This window comes from Ralstonia sp. OTU4908, from assembly GCF_038440115.1.
Taxonomy (GTDB): domain Bacteria; phylum Pseudomonadota; class Gammaproteobacteria; order Burkholderiales; family Burkholderiaceae; genus Ralstonia; species Ralstonia pickettii.
The window spans coordinates 245,059-264,062 of sequence record NZ_JASATD010000001.1; the positions used below are offsets into that span (position 1 = coordinate 245,059).

The 19,004-nt window shown below is 65.9% G+C and carries 20 protein-coding genes; 14 read left to right on the forward strand and 6 right to left on the reverse strand.

What is annotated here, in order from left to right:
- Positions 1-233 precede the first annotated feature (233 nt).
- Together AAHM38_RS01085 and AAHM38_RS01090 are read right to left on the reverse strand one after the other, a co-directional pair.
- Entirely contained in the window at positions 234-746 is a 513-nt protein-coding gene (locus AAHM38_RS01085; protein WP_009240108.1) for a hypothetical protein, read from the reverse strand.
- Positions 747-843: 97 nt separating this feature from the next.
- Entirely contained in the window at positions 844-1,302 is a 459-nt protein-coding gene (locus AAHM38_RS01090) for a DUF3293 domain-containing protein (protein ID WP_009240107.1), read from the reverse strand.
- A gap of 137 nt (positions 1,303-1,439) precedes the next feature.
- Here AAHM38_RS01090 and AAHM38_RS01095 point away from each other — a divergent pair, with 137 nt between their 5' ends.
- Together AAHM38_RS01095 and AAHM38_RS01100 are read left to right on the forward strand one after the other, a co-directional pair.
- Entirely contained in the window at positions 1,440-1,895 is a 456-nt protein-coding gene (locus tag AAHM38_RS01095) for a universal stress protein (protein WP_116575023.1), read from the forward strand.
- A 105-nt stretch (positions 1,896-2,000) separates the two neighbouring features.
- On the forward strand, positions 2,001-2,699 hold the full coding sequence (locus tag AAHM38_RS01100; RefSeq protein ID WP_116575024.1) for a YceH family protein: 699 nt from the start codon (positions 2,001-2,003) through the stop codon (positions 2,697-2,699).
- Between the two features lie 48 nt (positions 2,700-2,747).
- On the opposite strand, the gene edd is transcribed toward AAHM38_RS01100, so the two are convergent.
- The gene (gene edd / locus AAHM38_RS01105; RefSeq protein ID WP_116575025.1) at positions 2,748-4,577 is read right to left on the reverse strand and encodes a phosphogluconate dehydratase; all 1,830 of its coding nucleotides are present in this window, start codon (positions 4,575-4,577) and stop codon (positions 2,748-2,750) included.
- Between the two features lie 313 nt (positions 4,578-4,890).
- On the opposite strand from edd, the gene zwf reads away from it, so the two are divergent.
- From zwf to AAHM38_RS01120, 3 genes are read left to right on the forward strand one after another with little or no spacing between them, the layout of a single operon-like run.
- Positions 4,891-6,360: a glucose-6-phosphate dehydrogenase gene (zwf, locus tag AAHM38_RS01110; RefSeq protein ID WP_116575026.1), complete on the forward strand. Its 1,470-nt coding sequence runs from the start codon at positions 4,891-4,893 to the stop codon at positions 6,358-6,360.
- On the forward strand, positions 6,360-7,064 hold the full coding sequence (gene pgl / locus AAHM38_RS01115; protein WP_116575027.1) for a 6-phosphogluconolactonase: 705 nt from the start codon (positions 6,360-6,362) through the stop codon (positions 7,062-7,064). Before zwf ends, pgl begins: the two co-directional genes overlap by 1 nt.
- Entirely contained in the window at positions 7,045-8,109 is a 1,065-nt protein-coding gene (locus AAHM38_RS01120; protein ID WP_116575028.1) for a glucokinase, read from the forward strand. Before pgl ends, AAHM38_RS01120 begins: the two co-directional genes overlap by 20 nt.
- Before the next feature lie 13 nt (positions 8,110-8,122).
- Here AAHM38_RS01120 and AAHM38_RS01125 read toward each other — a convergent pair whose 3' ends face one another.
- The gene (locus AAHM38_RS01125; protein WP_116575137.1) at positions 8,123-8,956 is read right to left on the reverse strand and encodes a MurR/RpiR family transcriptional regulator; all 834 of its coding nucleotides are present in this window, start codon (positions 8,954-8,956) and stop codon (positions 8,123-8,125) included.
- Between the two features lie 215 nt (positions 8,957-9,171).
- Between AAHM38_RS01125 and AAHM38_RS01130 the strand changes: the two genes are divergently transcribed.
- The 4 genes from AAHM38_RS01130 (at position 9,172) to AAHM38_RS01145 (ending at position 14,676) form a co-directional block, all read left to right on the forward strand.
- Positions 9,172-10,896, forward strand: coding sequence for a S53 family peptidase (locus AAHM38_RS01130; RefSeq protein ID WP_116575029.1), 1,725 nt, complete (start codon positions 9,172-9,174; stop codon positions 10,894-10,896).
- A gap of 96 nt (positions 10,897-10,992) precedes the next feature.
- On the forward strand, positions 10,993-11,727 hold the full coding sequence (locus tag AAHM38_RS01135; RefSeq protein WP_116575030.1) for a response regulator: 735 nt from the start codon (positions 10,993-10,995) through the stop codon (positions 11,725-11,727).
- A 3-nt stretch (positions 11,728-11,730) separates the two neighbouring features.
- Positions 11,731-13,047: a sensor histidine kinase gene (locus tag AAHM38_RS01140; RefSeq protein ID WP_116575031.1), complete on the forward strand. Its 1,317-nt coding sequence runs from the start codon at positions 11,731-11,733 to the stop codon at positions 13,045-13,047.
- Positions 13,048-13,194: 147 nt separating this feature from the next.
- Complete coding sequence (locus tag AAHM38_RS01145; RefSeq protein ID WP_116575032.1) at positions 13,195-14,676, forward strand: DegQ family serine endoprotease; 1,482 nt, start codon at positions 13,195-13,197, stop codon at positions 14,674-14,676.
- Positions 14,677-14,801: 125 nt separating this feature from the next.
- On the opposite strand, the gene AAHM38_RS01150 is transcribed toward AAHM38_RS01145, so the two are convergent.
- Positions 14,802-15,380: a chorismate mutase gene (locus AAHM38_RS01150; protein WP_371316219.1), complete on the reverse strand. Its 579-nt coding sequence runs from the start codon at positions 15,378-15,380 to the stop codon at positions 14,802-14,804.
- Between the two features lie 208 nt (positions 15,381-15,588).
- Between AAHM38_RS01150 and AAHM38_RS01155 the strand changes: the two genes are divergently transcribed.
- The 3 genes from AAHM38_RS01155 to AAHM38_RS01165 all read left to right on the forward strand — a co-directional run bounded on the left by AAHM38_RS01155 (position 15,589) and on the right by AAHM38_RS01165 (position 17,616).
- Positions 15,589-15,939 (forward strand): hypothetical protein, encoded by a 351-nt coding sequence (locus AAHM38_RS01155; protein WP_004632707.1) that lies wholly within the window; start codon positions 15,589-15,591, stop codon positions 15,937-15,939.
- Between the two features lie 73 nt (positions 15,940-16,012).
- Positions 16,013-16,339 (forward strand): hypothetical protein, encoded by a 327-nt coding sequence (locus tag AAHM38_RS01160; protein ID WP_179817517.1) that lies wholly within the window; start codon positions 16,013-16,015, stop codon positions 16,337-16,339.
- Positions 16,340-16,443: 104 nt separating this feature from the next.
- Positions 16,444-17,616 (forward strand): GGDEF domain-containing protein, encoded by a 1,173-nt coding sequence (locus AAHM38_RS01165; protein WP_116575034.1) that lies wholly within the window; start codon positions 16,444-16,446, stop codon positions 17,614-17,616.
- A gap of 130 nt (positions 17,617-17,746) precedes the next feature.
- Here the strand turns inward: AAHM38_RS01165 and AAHM38_RS01170 are convergent, their stop codons facing one another.
- Complete coding sequence (locus AAHM38_RS01170) at positions 17,747-18,130, reverse strand: VOC family protein (RefSeq protein ID WP_116575035.1); 384 nt, start codon at positions 18,128-18,130, stop codon at positions 17,747-17,749.
- 150 nt (positions 18,131-18,280) lie between these two features.
- Between AAHM38_RS01170 and AAHM38_RS01175 the strand changes: the two genes are divergently transcribed.
- Together AAHM38_RS01175 and AAHM38_RS01180 are read left to right on the forward strand one after the other, a co-directional pair.
- Positions 18,281-18,586 carry a DUF2164 domain-containing protein gene (locus tag AAHM38_RS01175; protein WP_179817516.1) on the forward strand — a complete coding sequence of 102 codons (306 nt, stop codon included), beginning with the start codon at positions 18,281-18,283 and terminating at the stop codon, positions 18,584-18,586.
- Positions 18,587-18,631: 45 nt separating this feature from the next.
- Positions 18,632-19,003, forward strand: coding sequence for a 2OG-Fe(II) oxygenase (locus AAHM38_RS01180; protein ID WP_116575140.1), 372 nt, complete (start codon positions 18,632-18,634; stop codon positions 19,001-19,003).
- Position 19,004: the final 1 nt, after the last annotated feature.

The window sequence follows — 19,004 nt, forward strand, 5'->3', positions numbered from 1 at the left end:
GGCACCTCCCGGCGAGGGACTCCCTCAACACGCTAAAGACAGGCTAGGTCGCGCACCCGGATCGTGCAAGGCAACGTAAGGACGAGGCGCACCCCGCGTACGGATAGCGCCGATGTGGCATTTGTGTGCTGCGCCGCAATGTAAAACGGCCGCCTCCGGCATGCGTTGCCCGAGGCGGCCGCCTCCTGAAGGCGCCGCTCAGCTTGCGGCGCCGCAGGAAAAAGGTGGGGGTGTCAGTGCATCGGTTCGGGCATGCGCCGCTCCAGCATGCCGTACGTGATCGCCGTCACGACGCCAAACAGCAGGTTGGCAAGCAATGGCCCCGAGCCGCGCTCCGAAACAAACCACGGGAACACGGCCGTCATGCCGTAGAAGTTGACCACGTACGCCACGATCCCGAAGACCACGCCGACGGCCGCGAGCATGCCGGGGCTCGAATCGAAGTGGAACGGCGCGATGATGGCCCCCAGGATCATGCCCATGAGGGCGCCCAGCACGAAGTGCAGCACGAGCGCCGTCCCCACGATGCTGAAGCTGAACAGGGACATCTCTTCCAGTGCGCCGCGGCCCATGATCATGGCGGCGATCTTGTGGGTCGGGCGCCAGGGGCTTTCATTGAGCACCATGGTCGACCAGAAGAACTCGAGCACGATGACCAGTGCCCCGCCCACGAGGCCTGCCACGCTGGCGGCGAGCCAGTCTGGCATACGGCGCTCCCAATGATGCGATTGCATATGCAGTTCCATACAAACCTCCTGCTGATGTATCTACGCAAGCACTTAGGAATCGGAAGCGCCACTTGCGGTGCCGCAAAGCGCTGTGCGCCAAGTGCCCTGTGCAGAATCAGTCTGGCAGATACGGGTGCCAACGCAAGGTACAAAATCCATGCGCATCACACAGCACGACGGCGTTCTGCTCGAACGTGAGCATCAGCGTGTCGGCGATGGCCTCGTCTTCGATGAACAGCAGCAGGCTCGGCTCGGGCGGCCACGTGTTCGAAGGCGCATCCCCCGGCGGGCCGCCTTCGCCAGGCAGCCATGCCATGCCGCGCGCGATGGCCCAGGCAAGCAGCTCGGCCTGCCGCGCAGCGTTTTCATCGGCAGATACCGCGCGGGAGAAAGGCTGATGCGCCGTCACGAAGACGGCCCACGGTGAGTCGGCTTGCGTGAGCAAGGCCGCCACGCATGGGTTGATGGCGTCGACGCGCAGCAGGACATCGCCTTCCGGCGTGCTGACGCGGTACCGCGCGCTGCGGTAAGCGGCAATCAACTCAGGCGTAGGGGCGGGCGGATGGCGGTGCATTGTTGCGTCGCATGGTTGCGGCCATCTGATCTGGCGCAACGCAAAAGGGCCGTGGATGTCACAGAATAATGCGTGGGCGGCCATGTTGCTGCCCCGGCACAGTATTCCGACAACCACTCCCCTGAGAGGCTTGAACCATGTACAAGAAGATTCTGGTCGCCGTTGATGGCAGCGAAACCAGCAAGCTGGCCCTGGCCGAGGCCGTGCGCCTGGCCAAGGCATTCCAGAGCACCGTTCGCGCCGTCTATATCGTCGACAGCCCGGCCATGTTGTTCGACGTCGGCTATTACGACCCGACGGAGCTGCGCAAGTCGTTCATCGAAGCCGGCACGGCGTTGCTCGCCGACACCGCCGCGACGCTTACCTCCGCCGGCCTGCAGCAGGAGACCGTGCTGGTTGAAACCCAGCACGTGGGCGAGGATGTGGCGGGCGCCCTGCAGGCCGAAGCCGTGCGAAGCGGCGCCGATGTGGTCGTGCTCGGCACGCACGGCCGCCGTGGGCTGGCACATGCGATGTTGGGCAGCGTCGCCGAAAAGTTCATCCGCCAGGCGACCACGCCGGTGCTGCTGGTGCGCGGTGCGGCCAAGGGCTGAGTTTCGATTGTTGTTGCGCAGGCAGGGCCGCCTGCCTGCGTGCGCCGGATATGATGTTGGCGTTCGAATTTGCCCCAACCCAAGCGTATCCGTTGCCGTCCCGCCATGAATATCCATTCCGACGCCGTGCAGCGTCGCGCCCTCCGTACCCTGACCGCGCTTGAAGGACGTGTTCTCGGCGTCCTGGTCGAAAAACAGCACACGGTGCCCGACACTTATCCGCTCACGCTCAACGCGCTGGCGGCCGGCTGCAATCAAAAAACCGCACGTGCACCGGTCATGTCCGTCACCGAAGCCGAAATCCTTACGGCCATCGACGGGCTGAAAACGTTGAGCCTAGTCATGGAAGGCAGCAGCAGCCGTGTGCCGCGGTTCGAGCACAACATGAACCGCGTGCTGGGTGTGCCAAGCCAATCCGTCGCGTTGCTCACCGTGCTGCTGCTGCGCGGCCCGCAGACGGCGGCCGAGCTGCGACTGAACGCGGCGCGGTTCCACGCCTTTGCCGATATTTCATCCGTTGAAGCGTTTCTGGACGAACTGGCAGAGCACGATCCGCCCTATGTCGTGAAGCTGCCGCGCATGCCGGGCGAGCGTGAAAGCCGCTGGATGCACTTGCTGTGCGGTGAAGTTGCACAGGCCGAGATTCGGCAGCCAGGCGCCGTTGACGAGTCGATCGCGCCGTCGGAGTTCGAAGCGCTGAAAGCGGAGCAGAAGCAGTTGGCCGACAAGGTGGCGAGGCTTCAAATGCTGGTCGAACAGATGGCCGGTGAGCTGGGCATCTCGATCGACAAATCCATGCTGTAAACCCGGCCGGCCGAGGCACTGGGCCTGGGCCGGCTGCAGCATCCTGGCTTATGCGCCGGCCGAAACGAACAACGTGCAGGCGCCTTCTTCCGCTGGCGACACATTGCGGCGGAAACCCGAGAACAAGTCCCGCCCAACGCCTGCGTGGTAATGCGAGAGATCCGGCGCGGTGACCTGGCGGGCATTCCACTCCGCCTCCGGCACGCGCACTTGCAGCGTGCCCGCTTCCGCATCCAGCACGACGATGTCGCCATCGCGCACGCGCGCCAGCGGCCCGCCGTTGAGCGCTTCCGGCGTGATGTGAATGGCGGCCGGCACCTTGCCCGACGCGCCCGACATACGGCCGTCCGTCACCAGCGCCACCTTGAAACCGCGCTCCTGCAGCACCGACAGCGTCGGCGTGAGCTTGTGCAGTTCGGGCATGCCGTTGGCGGCCGGGCCCTGATACGGCAGTACGGCCACGAAATCGCGCTCCAGTTCACCGGCCTTGAACGCGTTGATCAGATCGTCCTGGGCGAGGAACACGCGCGCCGGCGCTTCCACAAAACGATGTTCCGGCTTGACCGCCGACACCTTGATCACCGAGCGTCCGATGTTGCCGTCGAGCACCCGCAGGCCGCCGTCCGGCGAGAACGGCTCGGCCACGCCGCGCACGATGTTGGTATCGAGCGAGGCAGCTGCGCCATCGCGCCAGACGAGTTTCTCACCGTCCAGGAACGGCTCCTGCGCATGACGGCGCAGGCCCTTGCCCATGATCGTTGTCACGTCGTCGTGCAGCAGGCCGGCGTCGATCAGTTCGCGAATGACGATGGAGAGGCCCCCCGCGGCCTGGAACTCGTTCACGTCGGCCTTGCCGTTCGGGTAGACGCGCGCCAGCAGCGGAATCACGCTCGACAAATCGTTGAAATCGTCCCACGTGAGCAGGATGCCGGCCGCACGCGCCATTGCAACCAGGTGCAGCGTGTGGTTGGTCGAGCCGCCGGTGGCCAGCAGGCCGACGATGCCGTTGACGAAGGCGCGCTCATCCAGCACGTCGGCAATGGGGGTGTATTGGTCGCCGCTGAAGACGAGCTTGAGCGCCTGGCGCGCCGACTCACGCGTGAGCGCCTCGCGCAGCGGTGTATTCGGGTTGATGAAGGCGGTGCCCGGCAGGTGCAGGCCCATCACCTCCATCAGCATCTGGTTGGAGTTGGCCGTGCCGTAGAACGTGCACGTGCCCGGGCCGTGGTACGACTTGGATTCGGCTTCGAGCAGATCGGCGCGCGAGAGCTTGCCCTCGGCATAAAGCTGCCGCGTGCGGGCTTTTTCATCATTGCTGATGCCGGTGGTCATGGGACCGGCCGGCACGAACACGGCGGGTAGGTGGCCGAACGACAGCGCGCCAATCACCAGCCCCGGCACGATCTTGTCGCACACGCCCAGGTACAGCGCCGCGTCGAACATCTGATGCGACAGCGCCACGGCCGTCGACAGGGCAATCGTGTCGCGCGAGAACAGCGACAGCTCCATCCCGTCCTGGCCCTGCGTCACGCCATCACACATGGCGGGCACGCCGCCCGCAAACTGGGCCGTGCCGCCGGCGTCCAGCGCCGCCTGCTTGACCCACGCCGGAAACGCCTCCAGCGGCTGATGTGCCGACAGCATGTCGTTGTACGCCGAGACAATGCCGAGGTTCGGCCGCTCCAGCGCTTTCAGGCGGATCTTCGCTTCGCCCGGCATGGCCGCAAAACCGTGGGCGAGGTTCGTGCACGAGAGCAGCGTACGCTCGACCCTGCGGCCGGCGTTCTTGCGGGTGACGTCCAGATAGGCCTGGCGGGGGCCGCGGCTGCGGTCGATGATGCGCTGGGTGACGGCGGCCAGAGTGCGGTGCAGGGCCATGCGGGTTCTCCTGGAAGTGGGGACTGTCCGGGTGGGACGAATCCTGTAATTTTCCTACAAACGGGCCGGTCGTGGGACAGGGTTTTCCACAGGTACCGAACTTGTCACTACCGTCGCGCACGCGAATTGCGTGCTACAAAGCGCGCCAAGAGCCAAGCGAATTCGGAAATGACGGGCCGCAAGCGCTTGCTCGGGCAGTTGCATACACGCCTTGCTTGCGATGTAGTAATACTACAAAATGCGCTAAAAACACGTGGTGTCTTGCTAGTCAGCTAGGCTAGCCTAATCGATGGCTCACACACAGGAGATGACGATGTCGGTGCCCGCATTCGACATGGTGTTGTTCGGCGGTACGGGCGATCTTGCCCGCCGCAAGCTGATTCCGGCCTTGTTCGATGCGCATCAGGGCGGCGAACTGCACCCGCGCGGGCGGATCTTCGCCATCGGCACGCAGCCGCTGGAGACAGCCGGCTACCTCGCCCTGCTGGAGCGCGAAACGCGCCCGACCATGCGCCTGTATTCCGGCGCACCCGTCTCCGACGACGCCTGGGCCTCGTTTGCCGAGCGCATCGTTTATCAGCAGGTGGACGCCCGCAAACCCGAGCAGTTCGACGCGCTGGCCGCCGCGCTGGGCGAGGACCGCGCCCCGGTCACGGTCTGCTATCTGGCCACGGCGCCGGGCTTCTTCATCGATATCTGCAAGCAGCTTGCCCGTGTCGGGCTGAATACGCCGAATGTGCGGCTGGTGCTGGAAAAGCCGCTGGGCACTGATCTCGCGTCGAACGAGCGCATCAACTCGGCCGTGGCCGAGTTCTTTGCCGAAGACCAGATCTACCGGATCGATCACTACCTCGGGAAAGAGTCCGTCCAGAACCTGATGGCAATCCGCTTCGGCAACGCGCTGTTCGAGCCGCTGTGGCGCCGCGAGTGGATCAAGGACGTGCAGATCACCATTGCCGAGCAGCTCGGCGTGGAAAAGCGCGGCGATTTCTACGACGGCGTCGGCGCGCTGCGCGACATGGTGCAGAACCACCTGCTGCAACTGCTGTGCATCGTCGCCATGGAGCCGCCGTCGAGCCTGTCGCAAGATGCCATCCGCGACGAAAAGCTGAAGATCCTCAAGGCGCTCAAGCCGATCCCGCTGCAAGAGGTGCCTGAGAAGACCGTGCGCGGCCAGTACCAGGAAGGCGCCATCGCGGGCCAGCCGGTGCAGGGCTATCTGCATGAGCAGGGCATTCCGCCCGACAGCCGTACCGAAACCTTCGTCGCCATCAAGGCCGAAATTGCCAACTGGCGCTGGGCCGGCGTGCCGTTCTACCTGCGCACCGGCAAGCGCATGCCGCAACGGCTGGCGGAGATTGTGGTGCGCTTTCATGACGTGCCGCACGCGCTGTTTCCAAAACCGCTGATCCAGTTTCCGGAGAACCGCCTCGTCATTCGCCTGCAGCCGGAAGAGAGCATCCGCCTGCAATTCCTGACCAAGACGCCGGGCGCGGCACTGGGCCTGCAGCCGTCCACGCTGGACCTGGACTTTACCGACCACGGCGGCGTGCGCCATGCCGGCGCGTATGAGCGTCTGCTGATGGATGCCGTCAACGGCAAGCTCGGCCTCTTCGTGCGGCGCGATGAGCAGGCCGAAGCCTGGCGCTGGGTCGAGCCGATCATCGAGGCGTGGAACGAAGCGCGCATTCCGCCCAAGGGCTACACCGCGGGCAGTTGGGGGCCGGCGGCATCGAGCGCACTGCTCTCGCGCGACAACGCCGCGTGGCACGAGGAGATGTAATGGCGATGCGCTGGCACGCAGTTCCGGAGGCCGCCGCGCAGGTGCAAGCGTTGGCAGCGTCCATTGCGAACACGCTCACGCATGTGATCGAGGTGCAGGGCAGTGCCTGCCTGGCCGTGTCGGGCGGGCGCTCGCCCATTGCGCTGTTTGCCGCGCTGCGCGTGTTGCCGCTGCGCTGGGCCGACGTGTCGATCACCCTGGTCGACGAGCGTGCCGTGCCGCCCGAGCATGCCGACAGCAACGCGCGGCTCGTCCGCGAGCACCTCTTGCAGGATGCAGCGGCGGCGGCGCGCTTCTTTCCGCTGGTGTTGTCGCCGCATGTGCATGGTGAATCGGTTGACGTGGATGCATGCGTGGCGACCGCCAACGATCCGTTTCAGCAACCCGACGTAGTGATTCTCGGCATGGGCGACGATGGGCATACCGCATCGTTGTTTCCCGACGCGCCCGAATTGGACGATGGCATCGACCGCACGCGTGCGCCGGGGTATCTGCCGGTACGCCCGGGCGCCGCGCCGCATCGGCGGATCAGCCTGAATCTGTCTGCGCTGTGTGCGGCGCGGCGGCTGTTCCTGTCGATTTCGGGATCGGTCAAGCGCGGTGTGTTCGACGAAGCCGCGCGAGGCGAGGCGCAGCGCGCGCTGCCGGTGAGCTATGTCATTCATCAGCGGGAGGTGCCGCTCGATGTCTATTGGACTGCATGACGTGAACGCGGGCAGCGCGGCCGAGCTGGCCGACACCTTGGCCTACCCGCGGCTGGTGGCCGACGTGGGCGGCACCAACGTGCGCTTTGCGTTGGAGATGGCGCCCATGCGCCTGGCTCATATCGGTGTGCTGGCCGGCGACGATTATCCGTCGCTCGAAGCGGCGATGCGCGCCTACCTGGCATCGCTGCCGCCGGAAATCGCGGCGGCGGGCGTGCGGCATGCCGCCATCGGCATCGCCAACCCGGTGCTGGGCGACCAGATTCGCATGACCAATCGCGACTGGGCGTTCTCGATCGAGGCAATGCGCCAGTCGCTGGGCTTCGACACCTTTGTCGTGCTCAACGACTTCGCGGCGCTGGCGCACGCATTGCCGTATCTGCCCGCCGACGAGCTGGAGCAGGTCGGCGGCGGTGCCAGCCTGGCGGATGCACCGCGCGCGCTGCTGGGCGCCGGCACGGGGTTGGGCGTTGCATCGCTGCTGCCGACGCCGGAAGGCCGCTACATCGCCGTGGCCGGCGAGGGCGGTCATGTCGCCTTCCCGCCGATGAACGACGAGGAAGCCGCGATCTGGCGCTTCGCACGTGAGCGCTTCGGTCATGTGTCAGCCGAGCGGCTGATTTCCGGCATGGGCCTGGAGCTGATCTACGAGGCCCTGGGTGCGTGCTTCGACCTCTGGCAGCAAGGCCCCACCTTGCGCCGCGCCGCCGACATCACCGCCATCGCGCTCGGCGATATGGAAGACGACGCCGGCGACCACGCACGCTGCCGATATGCCGTCGATACGTTCTGCGCGTTCCTCGGCACCATCGCGGCCAACCTGGCGGTTACGCTGGGCGCGCGCGGCGGCGTGTACATCGGCGGCGGCATCGTGCCGCGTCTGGGGCCGGCGTTTGCCAACTCACCGTTCCGGCGGCGCTTTGAAGACAAGGGCCGCTTCTCGGCCTATGTGGCATCAATGCCGGTGTATGTGATTCATTCACCGTACCCGGGGTTGATCGGCCTCTGTGCTGCCATGGACCACGCCGTGGCCCAGGGACACTGACGCCGCTTCAGCGCTACTCGGGTTGATCCGCGTGCTGAAGTGCGCTGCCCTTGCGCAGCGCCACTTCCAGCACCAGCGCATCGAGCAGCGCCAGGTGCAACAGGCGCGCGACCATTGAACGGTCGGCTACGGCATCGTCCACGTCGGCGGGCAGCACCACATCGGCGAGTGCCGCGAGCGGGCTGCCGGGTGCTGTCACGGCAATCACGTGCACGCCCAGTTCGCGCACGCGCTCCACTGCTGTCTGCAGTTCGGGCAACGCGCCCGATTTGGAAATGGCGATCACCACGTCGCCCGCCTGCAGCACGTTCAACGACATCGACACGAGATACGGATCGCTATACGCATTCGCGGGAATGCCGTAGCGGAAGAATTTCGTCTGCGCATCGAGCGCGACCACGCCCGAGCTGCCGAAGCCGTACAGGTCGATGCGGTGTGCGCTGTCGACCAGCGCCACCGCTGCATCGAGCGTGCGCGGGTCGAATCGATCTTGCAGCGTGGTGAGCGAATCGATGGCGTTCTGCAGGACGCGCGTGCCGGAGGGGGAAGCGATGCGCGCCGGCGCGGTATCCCGGGCGACGTTGCCTTGCGCTAGCCGCAGCTTGAAGTCCGACAGGCCGTGGCAGCCCATCGAGCGGCAGAAGCGGATCACGGTCGGCTGGCTGACACCGGCCTCACGCGCGATGGCGGCCACCGGCAGGCTCAGCACCGTACCGGGCTGGCGCAGCACCCAATCCGCCACCTGGCGTTCGGCCGGCGAGAGCGACGGGCGCGCCGCGCGAATGCGCTCGCGCAGGTCGGTCGGTGAATCAGGGGTGGCGGGGGAAGTGGCTTGCTGGGCGCTCATCTGCGCGCGGGTTCGAATGGCGGATCGCATCACGATAAAGGCAAGCGCTGCCTTGCGCAACCGCCCGGCGAGGGGTTGCTAGATGCAGCGCGCTCCGGATGCAACTGACTCTTTTTGCACTGTTGCAAGGGCAGCGCGTTGGATACGGTGAACGACGCCCACGTCGTCACAAGCGGCGTGGTCCCGCAACGTCGTACTCCTCAAAAGGACATCCGATGCTCCGTACTGCTCTCCCCATGCAGCGTTTTTCCACCCTGTGCCGCCATCTGGCGTATGCATGGCCGCTGGTGTTCGCGGCCGGGCCGCTGCATGCCGCCACCGACTGGGTCGACACCCACACCAAGGCGTTCGTGACCGGCCCGCAACTCCTGGCACGCGGTGCCACCAACGAGGTCGCCCCCGGCCAGACCACCGATGTGCTGGTCAGCCTCAAACTGCGCAACGAGGCCACGCTGAAGGCGCTCGCGCACGATGTGAACGACCCGCGCAGCCCGCGCTACCGCAAGTACCTGACCAGCGAGCAGTTCCTCGCCGACCACGCGCCCACGCAGGCGCTGGTGGATGCCGTGGTGCGTTATCTGCGGCAGAACGGCTTTGTCGATATCGATGTCGCGCCCAACCGCCTGCTGGTGTCGGCGCGCGGTACGGCCGGCACGGTCAAGGCGGCGTTCAACACGCCGCTGGTGCACTACCAGCTGGCCGGCCGCAGCGGGTTTGCGAACAGCGGCAAGGCGCAGGTGCCGCGCGCGCTGGGCGGCATCGTCGGCTCGGTGCTGGGCCTACAGAACGTGGCACGTGCGCGTCCGCTGCTGCGTGTGGGGGATGTGGCCGAAGCGCGCACGCTGGCGGCCGGCACCGCGACGGGCCACTACCCGAAGGAATTCCCGGCGCTGTACGGCGCGACCGGCGTGCCGACGGCGGCGGGCACCACCGTGGGCGTCATCACCATCGGCGGTGTATCGCAAACGTTGCGTGACCTGCGCACGTTCACGAGCAACAACGGCTACGCCGCGGTGTCCACCACCACGATCAAGACCAACGGCACCAGCGGCAACTACACCGACGACCAGGAGGGCCAGGGCGAGTGGAACCTCGACAGCCAGTCCATCGTTGGCGCGGCCGGCGGTGCGGTCGGCAAGCTGGCCTTTTACATGGCGGATCTGAATGCGCCGGGCAACACGGGCCTGACCAGGGCTTTCAACAAGGCGGTGACCGACAACACGGCCAAGATCATCAACGTGTCGCTCGGCTGGTGCGAGAACGACGCCAGCGCCGACGGTACGCTCGATGCCGAAGAGGCCATCTTCACCACCGCCGCTGCGCAGGGGCAGACGTTCTCCGTGTCTTCCGGCGACGAGGGCGTCTACGAGTGCAACAACCGCGGCTATCCGGACGGCGGCAACTACAGCGTGTCGTGGCCGGCATCGTCGCCGCACGTGCTCGCCATTGGCGGCACCACGCTCTACACCAGCGGGTCGAGCTTTGCCAGCGAGACCGTGTGGAACGAAGGCCTGGACGGCAACGGCAAGCTCTGGGCCACGGGCGGCGGCATCAGCCAGATCCTGCCGGCGCCGAGCTGGCAGGGCGGCAACGCGCGCCTGCTGCCCGATGTGTCGTTCGACGCAGCACAGAGCACTGGCGCCTACATCTACAACTACGGGCAACTGCAGCAGATTGGTGGCACGAGCCTGGCGTCGCCCATCTTCGTCGGCTTCTGGGCACGGCTGCTGGCGGCCAACGGCAACCTGGGCTTCCCGGCGGCGCGCCTGTACAGCGCCATTCCGGCCAACGCGTCGCTGTTGCGCTATGACGTGGTTTCGGGCAATAACGGTTACCAGGGCTACGGTTACAGCGCCGCCACGGGCTGGGACTACCCGACGGGTTGGGGCAGCCTGAACATCGGCGCGCTGAATCAGTTGATCAAATCGGGCGGGTTCTGATGCGGAGGTGAGTTTGTGGGCGGCTCTGCACAAAGTGTGAGCCGCCCGCGCGGCAGTTCTACAATGAGCCTTCCCCGGCTTATTTCTGATGCGTCCATGCGCGTACTGCTCGTAGAAGACGACGACATGATCGGCGACAGCGTGCGCAAGGGTTTGCGCCACGACGGTTTCGCCATCGATTGGGTGCGTGACGGCGAGGCAGCCGTGCACGCGGTCACGGCGCCTGGCGCTGCCGGTGCAGAATCAGGCAGCACCCTGTTCGACCTCATGCTGCTCGACCTCGGCTTGCCCAAGCGCGACGGGCTCGACGTGGTGCGCGAAGTGCGTCAGCGCGGCATCGCCATTCCCATCCTGATCCTGACCGCGCGCGATGCGGTGGCCGACCGCGTGGCCGGTCTCAACGCTGGCGCAGACGACTACCTCGTCAAGCCATTTGACCTGCAAGAGCTGGCGGCGCGCATGCACGCGTTGCTGCGCAGACAGGGCGGCCGTGCCGATCCGCTCATGCGCCACGGCGACGTGCTGCTCAACCCCGTCACCCGCGAGGTGCTGCGCGCAGGGGTGCCGGTCAAGCTGTCGGGCCGCGAGTTTGCGGTGCTGCATGCGTTGCTCGCGCGGCCTGGCAAGGTGTGGTCGATCGCCCAGTTGCAGGACAACCTCTACGGCTGGGACGAAGAGGTCGGCAGCAACACGGTCGAGGTCTACATCCATGCGCTGCGCAAGAAGCTCGGCAGCCATTTCATCCAGAACATCCGCGGCGTGGGGTATGTGATTCCACGTGAGGCGTCAACGTCGCCTGCGGAACCTGCCGACGGCGACGCGCACCAATAATCCATGCAATCGATCCGTAAAACCCTGCTGTGGTGGCTGGCCGGCGGCCTGCTGGCGGGCATCGTCATCGCCACCGGCCTGATCTACGCGCAGGCACGCCAGGAAGCCAACGCGCTGTTCGACTACCAGATGCAGCAGGTGGCCGCTGCGCTGCCGAGCCAGTGGATCGACCCGCCGCCGCCGGCGCTTGCCGGCATTGCGCGTGACGATGATGTCGTGATCCGCATCTGGGACGGCACCGGCCGCAGCCTGTATCTCTCGCACGCGCGCCCAAATCTGCCGGACCAGGCCGAGCTGGGCTTTTCCGACGCAAATACGCCGGAGGGCCCCTGGCGCATCTACAGCGTCGCCTTCGGGCCTGCCGTGGTGCAGATCGCCCAGCCGTACAGCGCGCGGCACGAAGTGGCGGCGCGCATGGCGTTGCGCACAGTGGCGCCGCTGCTGATCCTCTTGCCCCTGCTGGGCTGGATCGTGTGGCTGGCGGTCGGGCGCGGGCTGGCGCCGCTGGGCTCCGTGGCGAGGCAGGTGCAGGCGCGCGATGCGGCTGCGCTGTCGCCGTTGCCCACGCACGATTTGCCGGACGAGATCCGCCCGCTGACGAATGCATTGAACGATCTGCTGGCGCGACTCGGCACCGCACTGGCACACCAGCGCGCGTTCGTCGCCGATGCGGCACACGCGCTGCGCACGCCGCTGGCCGCGCTCAAGCTGCAGTTGCAGGTGGCCGACCGTGCCGAGAACGAAGACGAACGCCGCGCCGCGCATGCCGATCTGCATCGCGGAGTGGAGCGCATGATTCGCCTCGTTGGTCAGTTGCTGACGCTGGCGCGGCAGGAGCCGGGCGCTGCCGATACGCAGCGCGCAACGGTTGCGCTCGACGCCGTGGCGGCCGACGTGGTTGCCGAACTGTCACCGGCGGCGGTGCAAAAGCGCATTGACCTGGGGATCGCGGTGGAGTCGCAGCCGGCATCCGTGATTGGGAATGCCGATGCGCTGCGCGTGCTGCTGGTCAACCTTGTCGACAACGCATTGAAATACTGTCCGGCCGGCGCGCGCGTCGATGTGTCGACCGCACATACGCCCGACGGCGGCGCGCAGCTCGTGGTCGAGGACAACGGCCCGGGCATCCCCGCGGAGGAACGCGAGCGCGTGCTCGATCGGTTCTATCGTCCCGCGCAGGCGCCCACCGGAGGCAGCGGCCTGGGGCTCGCCATCGTTCGGGAGATCGCGCAGGCGCATGACGCTACCCTGGCGCTGGAAGCGCGCGAAGGCGGCGGCTTGCGCGTGGTGCTGCGCTTCCCTTTCAAATCCAACGCGTAGAAACATTTGGTTTCGTGTGATGTCCGGGTGCGTCGTCCACCTTTAAGTCTCGTTTAAGTCTGCCCGCCTACGATGCCTTCAACCGATGGGCACGGCAGGCGACTCCGCAGGCCGTGACCCTCGTGCTCAGCAAGAGAGGACACGACAATGACGCGTCAAACCCTGGCACGCAGTGCGGCTGGCCTGGCCGCTGTAGTCGCCGTTGCAGGCGGCTATGCCTATCTTCAGAAAGTCATGATTTCACGTGCGGTGGCGGCACCCGTTGCCACCGCAACGGCAACGACCGCGCCCGCTTCCGGCGTGGCGCCGGTGGCCGTGGCAGCGCCGATGGACTTCTCCGGCATCGTCGACCGTTACGGCCCGGCCGTGGTTAATATCAGCACCACCGCGCATGCCCAGCGCACCAGCATGCAGGGCCTGCCGCCCGGCATGAGCCCGGATGATCCGTTCTCCGAATTCTTCAAGCGGTTCATGCCGCAGATGCCGCAGCAGCGCGGCGACCAGATCGTGCGCGGTCTGGGCTCGGGTTTCATCGTCTCGTCAGATGGGCTGATCCTCACCAACGCCCACGTGGTCGATGGCGCGCAGGAGGTCAACGTCAAGCTGACCGACCGCCGCGAGTTCAAGGCCAAGGTGCTGGGCGTCGATAAGCAATCCGACGTGGCAGTGCTGCGCATCTCGGCCAAGAACCTGCCGGTCGTGCAGATCGGCAGCCCCGCCAACACCAAGGTGGGCGAGCCCGTGCTGGCGATCGGTTCGCCGTACGGTTTCGAGAACACCGTCACGGCGGGCATCGTGAGCGCCAAGTCGCGCTCGCTGCCGGACGACACCTATGTGCCCTTCATCCAGACCGATGTGGCCGTGAACCCCGGCAACTCGGGCGGCCCGCTGTTCAACCAGCGCGGCGAGGTGATCGGCATCAACTCGCAGATCTACAGCCAGACCGGCGGCTACCAGGGCCTGTCGTTTGCGGTGCCGATCGATGTGGCGATGAAGGTGGAGCAGCAGCTTGTGTCCACCGGCAAGGTCACGCGTGGCCGCCTGGGCATTGCGGTGCAGGAGGTCGACCAGTCGCTGGCCGATTCCTTCAAGCTGCCCAAGCCGGAAGGCGCATTGGTGAACTCGGTGGAAGACGGCGGCCCCGCAGCCAAGGCCGGCCTGCAACCTGGCGACGTGATCCTGCAGATTGGCGATGCGCGTATCGACCGGTCGGGCGATCTGCCCGAGCAGGTGGCCGACATCAAGCCGGGCTCGACCGTGCCGCTGCAGATCATCCGCCAGGGCAAGCCGACCACACTGACTGTGACCGTTGGCGCAGCGAAGGAAGCGAAGGTAGCGTCCAATGAAAAGGCGGCGCCGGACCAAGGCCGCCTGGGCCTGGCGGTGCGGCCGCTGCAACCGGAAGAGAAACGCCAGAACGGCCTGCCCGGCGGCCTGGTGGTGATGGACGTGACCGGCCCGTCGGCCAAGGTCGGCATCCAACCGGGTGACGTGATCCTGTCGCTCAATGGCACGCCGGTGTCATCGGTGCAGGAGCTGCGCACGCTGGTGGATCGCGCCGGCAAGCATGTCGCCCTGCTGGTGCAGCGTGACGATACGAAGATTTTTGTGCCTGTGGATTTGGGCTGACGCAAACCCCGGCGCTGCGGCGCTGGGGCCATCACCGCTGCTCGCATAGCCGGTCTCGGAGGCCGGCTTTTTTGTTCCGCTTTGCGGCGCGTCCGACCGATGTGGCCGCCGGGTTCTTCAGAGGATCAGCGGGTGGAGCAGAGCCGTGCCGTTGCACGGTCCAGTGCAATGCGATGCAGGGAATCGAGCGATTTCTCCTGCGCCACACGGCCGGTTTCGTTTGCCACCTGCACGGGGCAGTCCGCCTGGCCGCGTGCCGTGGCAGCCTCGCGCAAGGCTTGCAGGATGGATTTCTGCAGTTCGTCCAGCTTGGGGCGGATCACCTCCGGCAGGCTCTGCCGCTGCGCGGTGGGCGCGGCTCCAGTCCGGCGCCAGTCGTTCAGCAGGGCGTACTGCACTTCCTTGTTCGCCTCGATCTGGTCTGTGAAGACGTCGCTCACGTCCGCCGCCGTCAGGCCGTAGGCGGTCGCCTGCGACGAGGCGTTGGCGATGACCTTGGCTTCGCGCGCGGGGTCGTAGACCGGCTGGCCGCTGTCCCATTTGCTCAGTGCGACCTGATCCGCGGTAACGAGGCGATCGGCCAGATGGCGGAGCAATGGCGCGAAGGCGCTTTCCTGCGCGTGAGCCGGGGCGACGCAGCTTGCCGCCAACAACAGGGCGCAAGCAATTCGGGGTGTCATCAACGTGTTAAAGGTGTTCTTCATGCTCGGTACCGGCAGATTGCCGCGTGTCATGAGGTTGGGAGCGGCCATCATACCGAAGCGAGAAGTGTCCGGCGTGCGCAGCGTTGTTCCGATGCGCGCCGCTAGGCCATTTGCACGTGCTGTCCGCCATAAACCCAGGTATCATGCGGGCTGCGCGCCGTTTTTGTCTGCAAAGCCTGCGGCGGCGCGGCTAGCTGAGCATACGACGATGGATTTCTACCCCGATCTAGAAGGTTTGCCGCTGTTTGCCAAACCCGCTTTCGGCTGGGAGGAACCGGCGTCGGCATCGTCCGCCGAAAACTTCCCGACCAAACCCCGCCGCTTGCGCCGATGGCGCGGCCCAATCACGCATTGGGAACGCGGCTACCGCTCCCACTACTACCGCGACAAGCGTGGCAAGAAGCTCGGTGAAATCCACCTGAGCCCCCGCGGTCAGGCGCCGCTGCTTTACCGCTGGCTGGCCGGCACGCTCTCGGGCATCGAGGGGTCGCTCACGCACGCACGCATGCGGGTGGAGGAGGCAATCGGGTTTGGGATGCGGCAGATGGCGCTGTTCTGAGCGGGCGGCCCCGCGTGTCGCTGGGCACGGCCGATGCGTCAACCTTGGGTTCACCACGACGAGGAGAACCCCCATTCCGACCATCGTCCGCATCTTCACAGACCATGCTGCTGCTGAAGCAGCTCGCCAAGCCGTGTTGAACACCGGCCTTACCCGAGAGCACGTCGCGCTGTCGCACCAGGGTGACGAGGCAGGTGCCTTGTGCGGCAACTTCCTGTGCGGCGACTACGAGCCCGGCGGCGAAAGCGCCGGGACCTACGAGCGCAAATTCCAGAACGTCGTGATCGGGGGGCGCTTTGTGCTGACCGTTGACGCCGAGCCTGCCCAGGTGGACGCCGCCGAAGCCGCGTTGCAACCCGCCGGCGGATATGCCGTAGACGACCTCGGACCTCAGCGTTGAGTTTGGCCGCGGTAGCGGCTGCGGTGTGCCCCACCACCCGGTGATGTTCGCAACGCGCGGCTTTTCGTAGAATCCGCGCCACAAAAGACCTTGCGGGAGTGCTCATGCTGGATCCAGGCGTCGCCATTGCCACGTCGGCGCTGATGAGCTTCGTGCTGCTGGGGTTGCTCGGTTCGCTGCTGCGCGCCGGCAAAGCAGGCATCGCCGAATGGTTTGGCGCCAACTTGGCCGTGGTGGTGGCACTGCCGTTGATCCTGCTGCGCGGGAAGATTCCCGATGGCCTGTCGGTTGTCGTGGCCAATGTCCTGTTGGCCTTGGGTGGGGCTGCGTACTACGCGGGCTGTGCGCGTTTTCTCGGCCGTCGGCCGCAGTGGCCCATCCTGCTGGCAGGTGTGACGGCGGTGGGTGTCGCGGTCATCTACTGGCGCTACGCTGTCGACAGCATCCCCATGCGGGTGTTTTCGACCACGCTGTTTTCAGGCGCCTTCTGTACGGCACTGGTGTGGATGCTGTTGCGCCATTCGCCCGCCGGTCGATCGACGTATCCGTATCGTGTCACGGCCATCATTGCCTTCGTGTTCGGCGTTTGTCAGCTCATACGCGGCGTCTACTTCCTGACGCTGCACGCGGCGTCCAATCCGAGCATGTTTGCCACCGCCGGCAGCGTGCTGTTGCTCGTGGTGGCAGCGGCCATCATGCCCATCCTGTCGATGTCGGCCATGCTGATGGTGCATGACGCCCTGCTGGCAGACGCGCGCGATGCGGCCAACCGCGATTTCCTGACCGGTGCGCTGTCGCGCCAGGGCTTCGAGGCGCTGGCGCGCCGCCATGTTGGCCGTGTGCTGCGGCACGCGAGGCCGCTGGCATTGCTGATTCTCGATCTGGATCATTTCAAGCGCATCAACGACACCCTCGGCCATGCTGCCGGCGATGCTGTGTTACGCGCGTTCGTGCAGATGGCGCAAGCACAGTTGCGGCCCACCGACGTACTCGGGCGCATTGGCGGCGAAGAGTTTGCGCTGCTGCTGCCCGACACGGACAGCGGCAATGCCATGCACCTTGCAGATCGATTGCGCAAGGCCGCTGCCGCGCACGTTGTCATGGCCGGTGCGCAGTCGTGCCGCTACAGCCTCAGCGGTGGCGTGGCCGTGTGGCAGCCCGGCGAATCGTTCGATCGGTTGAGCGCACGCGCAGACCGCGCGCTGTACGACGCCAAGTATCAGGGGCGCGATCGCATCTGCGCGGCCGATGTGGTCAACGTGGCTGCGGTTGCGTAGCGTCGCGCGCAAGGCAACGGCAATCCGCGCGGCTGCTGTCGCGGTGCCGTACAAGATCGTGCCGATGCCTTACGAAGTCCGGCGGATGTGTGCCTTGGTCGCACTGCCCGAGAGGCGCAAGGTATGCGAGCTACGATCCCAGGTCATACGGCCGCGTCATGATCTCCAGAAAATGCCCATCCGGATCGTCGAAGTACAGGCCGCGCCCGCCGTTGTGTTCGTAGGTTTGACCCAGGCGCTTCTTCGCGGGGTCTGCCCAGTACGCCAGTCCCTTCGCCTGGATGCGCGCGAACGCCTGCTCGAATTCGGCATCGCTGACGAGAAAGGCGTAGTGCTGCATCGCGATGGGCGCCTCGCTGTCGAAAAAGTCGAGCGATACGCCGTTCGATAGCGGCACGACCAGCATCTGCCCGAACGGGATCGGCTCGGGCAGGTCGAGGATGTCGCGCAGAAAGCGCGTGGACTTCTGCTTGTCGCGGCACCAGACGATGGTGTGGTTCAGTTCGATACGCATGCGGGTTCCCCGGCGTGGCGTGCGATGCAATCGTGCTGATGACACGATAGGCGACGCATGCCCGCATGCGCAACCGCGCCGCGCATCAGCAAGTTCCTTGCCCGCAGAGCCCGATATGGCGCCATTTCAGCCGCTCCGGCACGCCGGCGTTTGCGCAAAGCCTGTCGATTTGACAACGCTGTCGGCGTCTCTTTTTCTGCACTGGCTTTCCGCGACGTCCGCGAAGAAGCCGTCCAATCCATCCAGCGCTACTTCACCGAGCAGTTGGACGAGCGCATCGGCAACATCCAGGCTGGCGCGCTGCTGAGTTTCTTTCTTGAAGAGATCGGCCCCGCGGTCTACAACCTTGCCGTGCAGGAGGTGCAGGAACGCCTGCAGACGCGCGTGGCCGAGCTGGACTACGAGTGCCACCAGGAGCCGTTCGGGTACTGGAAGAAATTCGACAAGCGCCGATAGTTCCCGGCTACCATGCCCGAATTCCATTCCGGCCGCTTCGTTTCCATGTCTTCCTTGCGCGCATTCTTCAGCACCGCCTTTCGCTGGCAGCGCGGCCGCCAGGGCACGGGCTACGACAAGATGCTGCTGGCCACCGCGTTGTGGCCCATCTCGTTCGACAGCTACCTGATCCGCTATCCGGACGGCTCGGAAATTCCACCGCATACCGACCCCGTCACCAACGGCCGGCACTACCGACTGAACATCGTGCTGAAGTCGCCACGCGCGGGCGGCGAGTTTGTCTGCGCGAAGCCGATCTTCCAGACACGACGCATCAAGCTGTTCCGACCCGATGCGTGTGAGCACAGCGTGACGCGCGTGGTGGGCGGCAGTCGATATGTGTTGTCGGTGGGTTGGGTGTTAGGCCGTCGAGGCTAAG

What these genes read in the sequence shown, in the direction of transcription:
- AAHM38_RS01085 (WP_009240108.1), bottom strand. Translation starts at nt 746, where the DNA reads ATGGAACTGCATATGCAATCGCATCATTGGGAGCGCCGTATGCCAGAC.
- AAHM38_RS01090 (WP_009240107.1), bottom strand. Translation starts at nt 1,302, where the DNA reads ATGCACCGCCATCCGCCCGCCCCTACGCCTGAGTTGATTGCCGCTTAC.
- AAHM38_RS01095 (WP_116575023.1), top strand. Translation starts at nt 1,440, where the DNA reads ATGTACAAGAAGATTCTGGTCGCCGTTGATGGCAGCGAAACCAGCAAG.
- AAHM38_RS01100 (WP_116575024.1), top strand. Translation starts at nt 2,001, where the DNA reads ATGAATATCCATTCCGACGCCGTGCAGCGTCGCGCCCTCCGTACCCTG.
- edd (WP_116575025.1), bottom strand. Translation starts at nt 4,577, where the DNA reads ATGGCCCTGCACCGCACTCTGGCCGCCGTCACCCAGCGCATCATCGAC.
- zwf (WP_116575026.1), top strand. Translation starts at nt 4,891, where the DNA reads ATGTCGGTGCCCGCATTCGACATGGTGTTGTTCGGCGGTACGGGCGAT.
- pgl (WP_116575027.1), top strand. Translation starts at nt 6,360, where the DNA reads ATGGCGATGCGCTGGCACGCAGTTCCGGAGGCCGCCGCGCAGGTGCAA.
- AAHM38_RS01120 (WP_116575028.1), top strand. Translation starts at nt 7,045, where the DNA reads ATGTCTATTGGACTGCATGACGTGAACGCGGGCAGCGCGGCCGAGCTG.
- AAHM38_RS01125 (WP_116575137.1), bottom strand. Translation starts at nt 8,956, where the DNA reads ATGAGCGCCCAGCAAGCCACTTCCCCCGCCACCCCTGATTCACCGACC.
- AAHM38_RS01130 (WP_116575029.1), top strand. Translation starts at nt 9,172, where the DNA reads ATGCTCCGTACTGCTCTCCCCATGCAGCGTTTTTCCACCCTGTGCCGC.
- AAHM38_RS01135 (WP_116575030.1), top strand. Translation starts at nt 10,993, where the DNA reads ATGCGCGTACTGCTCGTAGAAGACGACGACATGATCGGCGACAGCGTG.
- AAHM38_RS01140 (WP_116575031.1), top strand. Translation starts at nt 11,731, where the DNA reads ATGCAATCGATCCGTAAAACCCTGCTGTGGTGGCTGGCCGGCGGCCTG.
- AAHM38_RS01145 (WP_116575032.1), top strand. Translation starts at nt 13,195, where the DNA reads ATGACGCGTCAAACCCTGGCACGCAGTGCGGCTGGCCTGGCCGCTGTA.
- AAHM38_RS01150 (WP_371316219.1), bottom strand. Translation starts at nt 15,380, where the DNA reads ATGAAGAACACCTTTAACACGTTGATGACACCCCGAATTGCTTGCGCC.
- AAHM38_RS01155 (WP_004632707.1), top strand. Translation starts at nt 15,589, where the DNA reads ATGGATTTCTACCCCGATCTAGAAGGTTTGCCGCTGTTTGCCAAACCC.
- AAHM38_RS01165 (WP_116575034.1), top strand. Translation starts at nt 16,444, where the DNA reads ATGCTGGATCCAGGCGTCGCCATTGCCACGTCGGCGCTGATGAGCTTC.
- AAHM38_RS01170 (WP_116575035.1), bottom strand. Translation starts at nt 18,130, where the DNA reads ATGCGTATCGAACTGAACCACACCATCGTCTGGTGCCGCGACAAGCAG.
- AAHM38_RS01180 (WP_116575140.1), top strand. Translation starts at nt 18,632, where the DNA reads ATGTCTTCCTTGCGCGCATTCTTCAGCACCGCCTTTCGCTGGCAGCGC.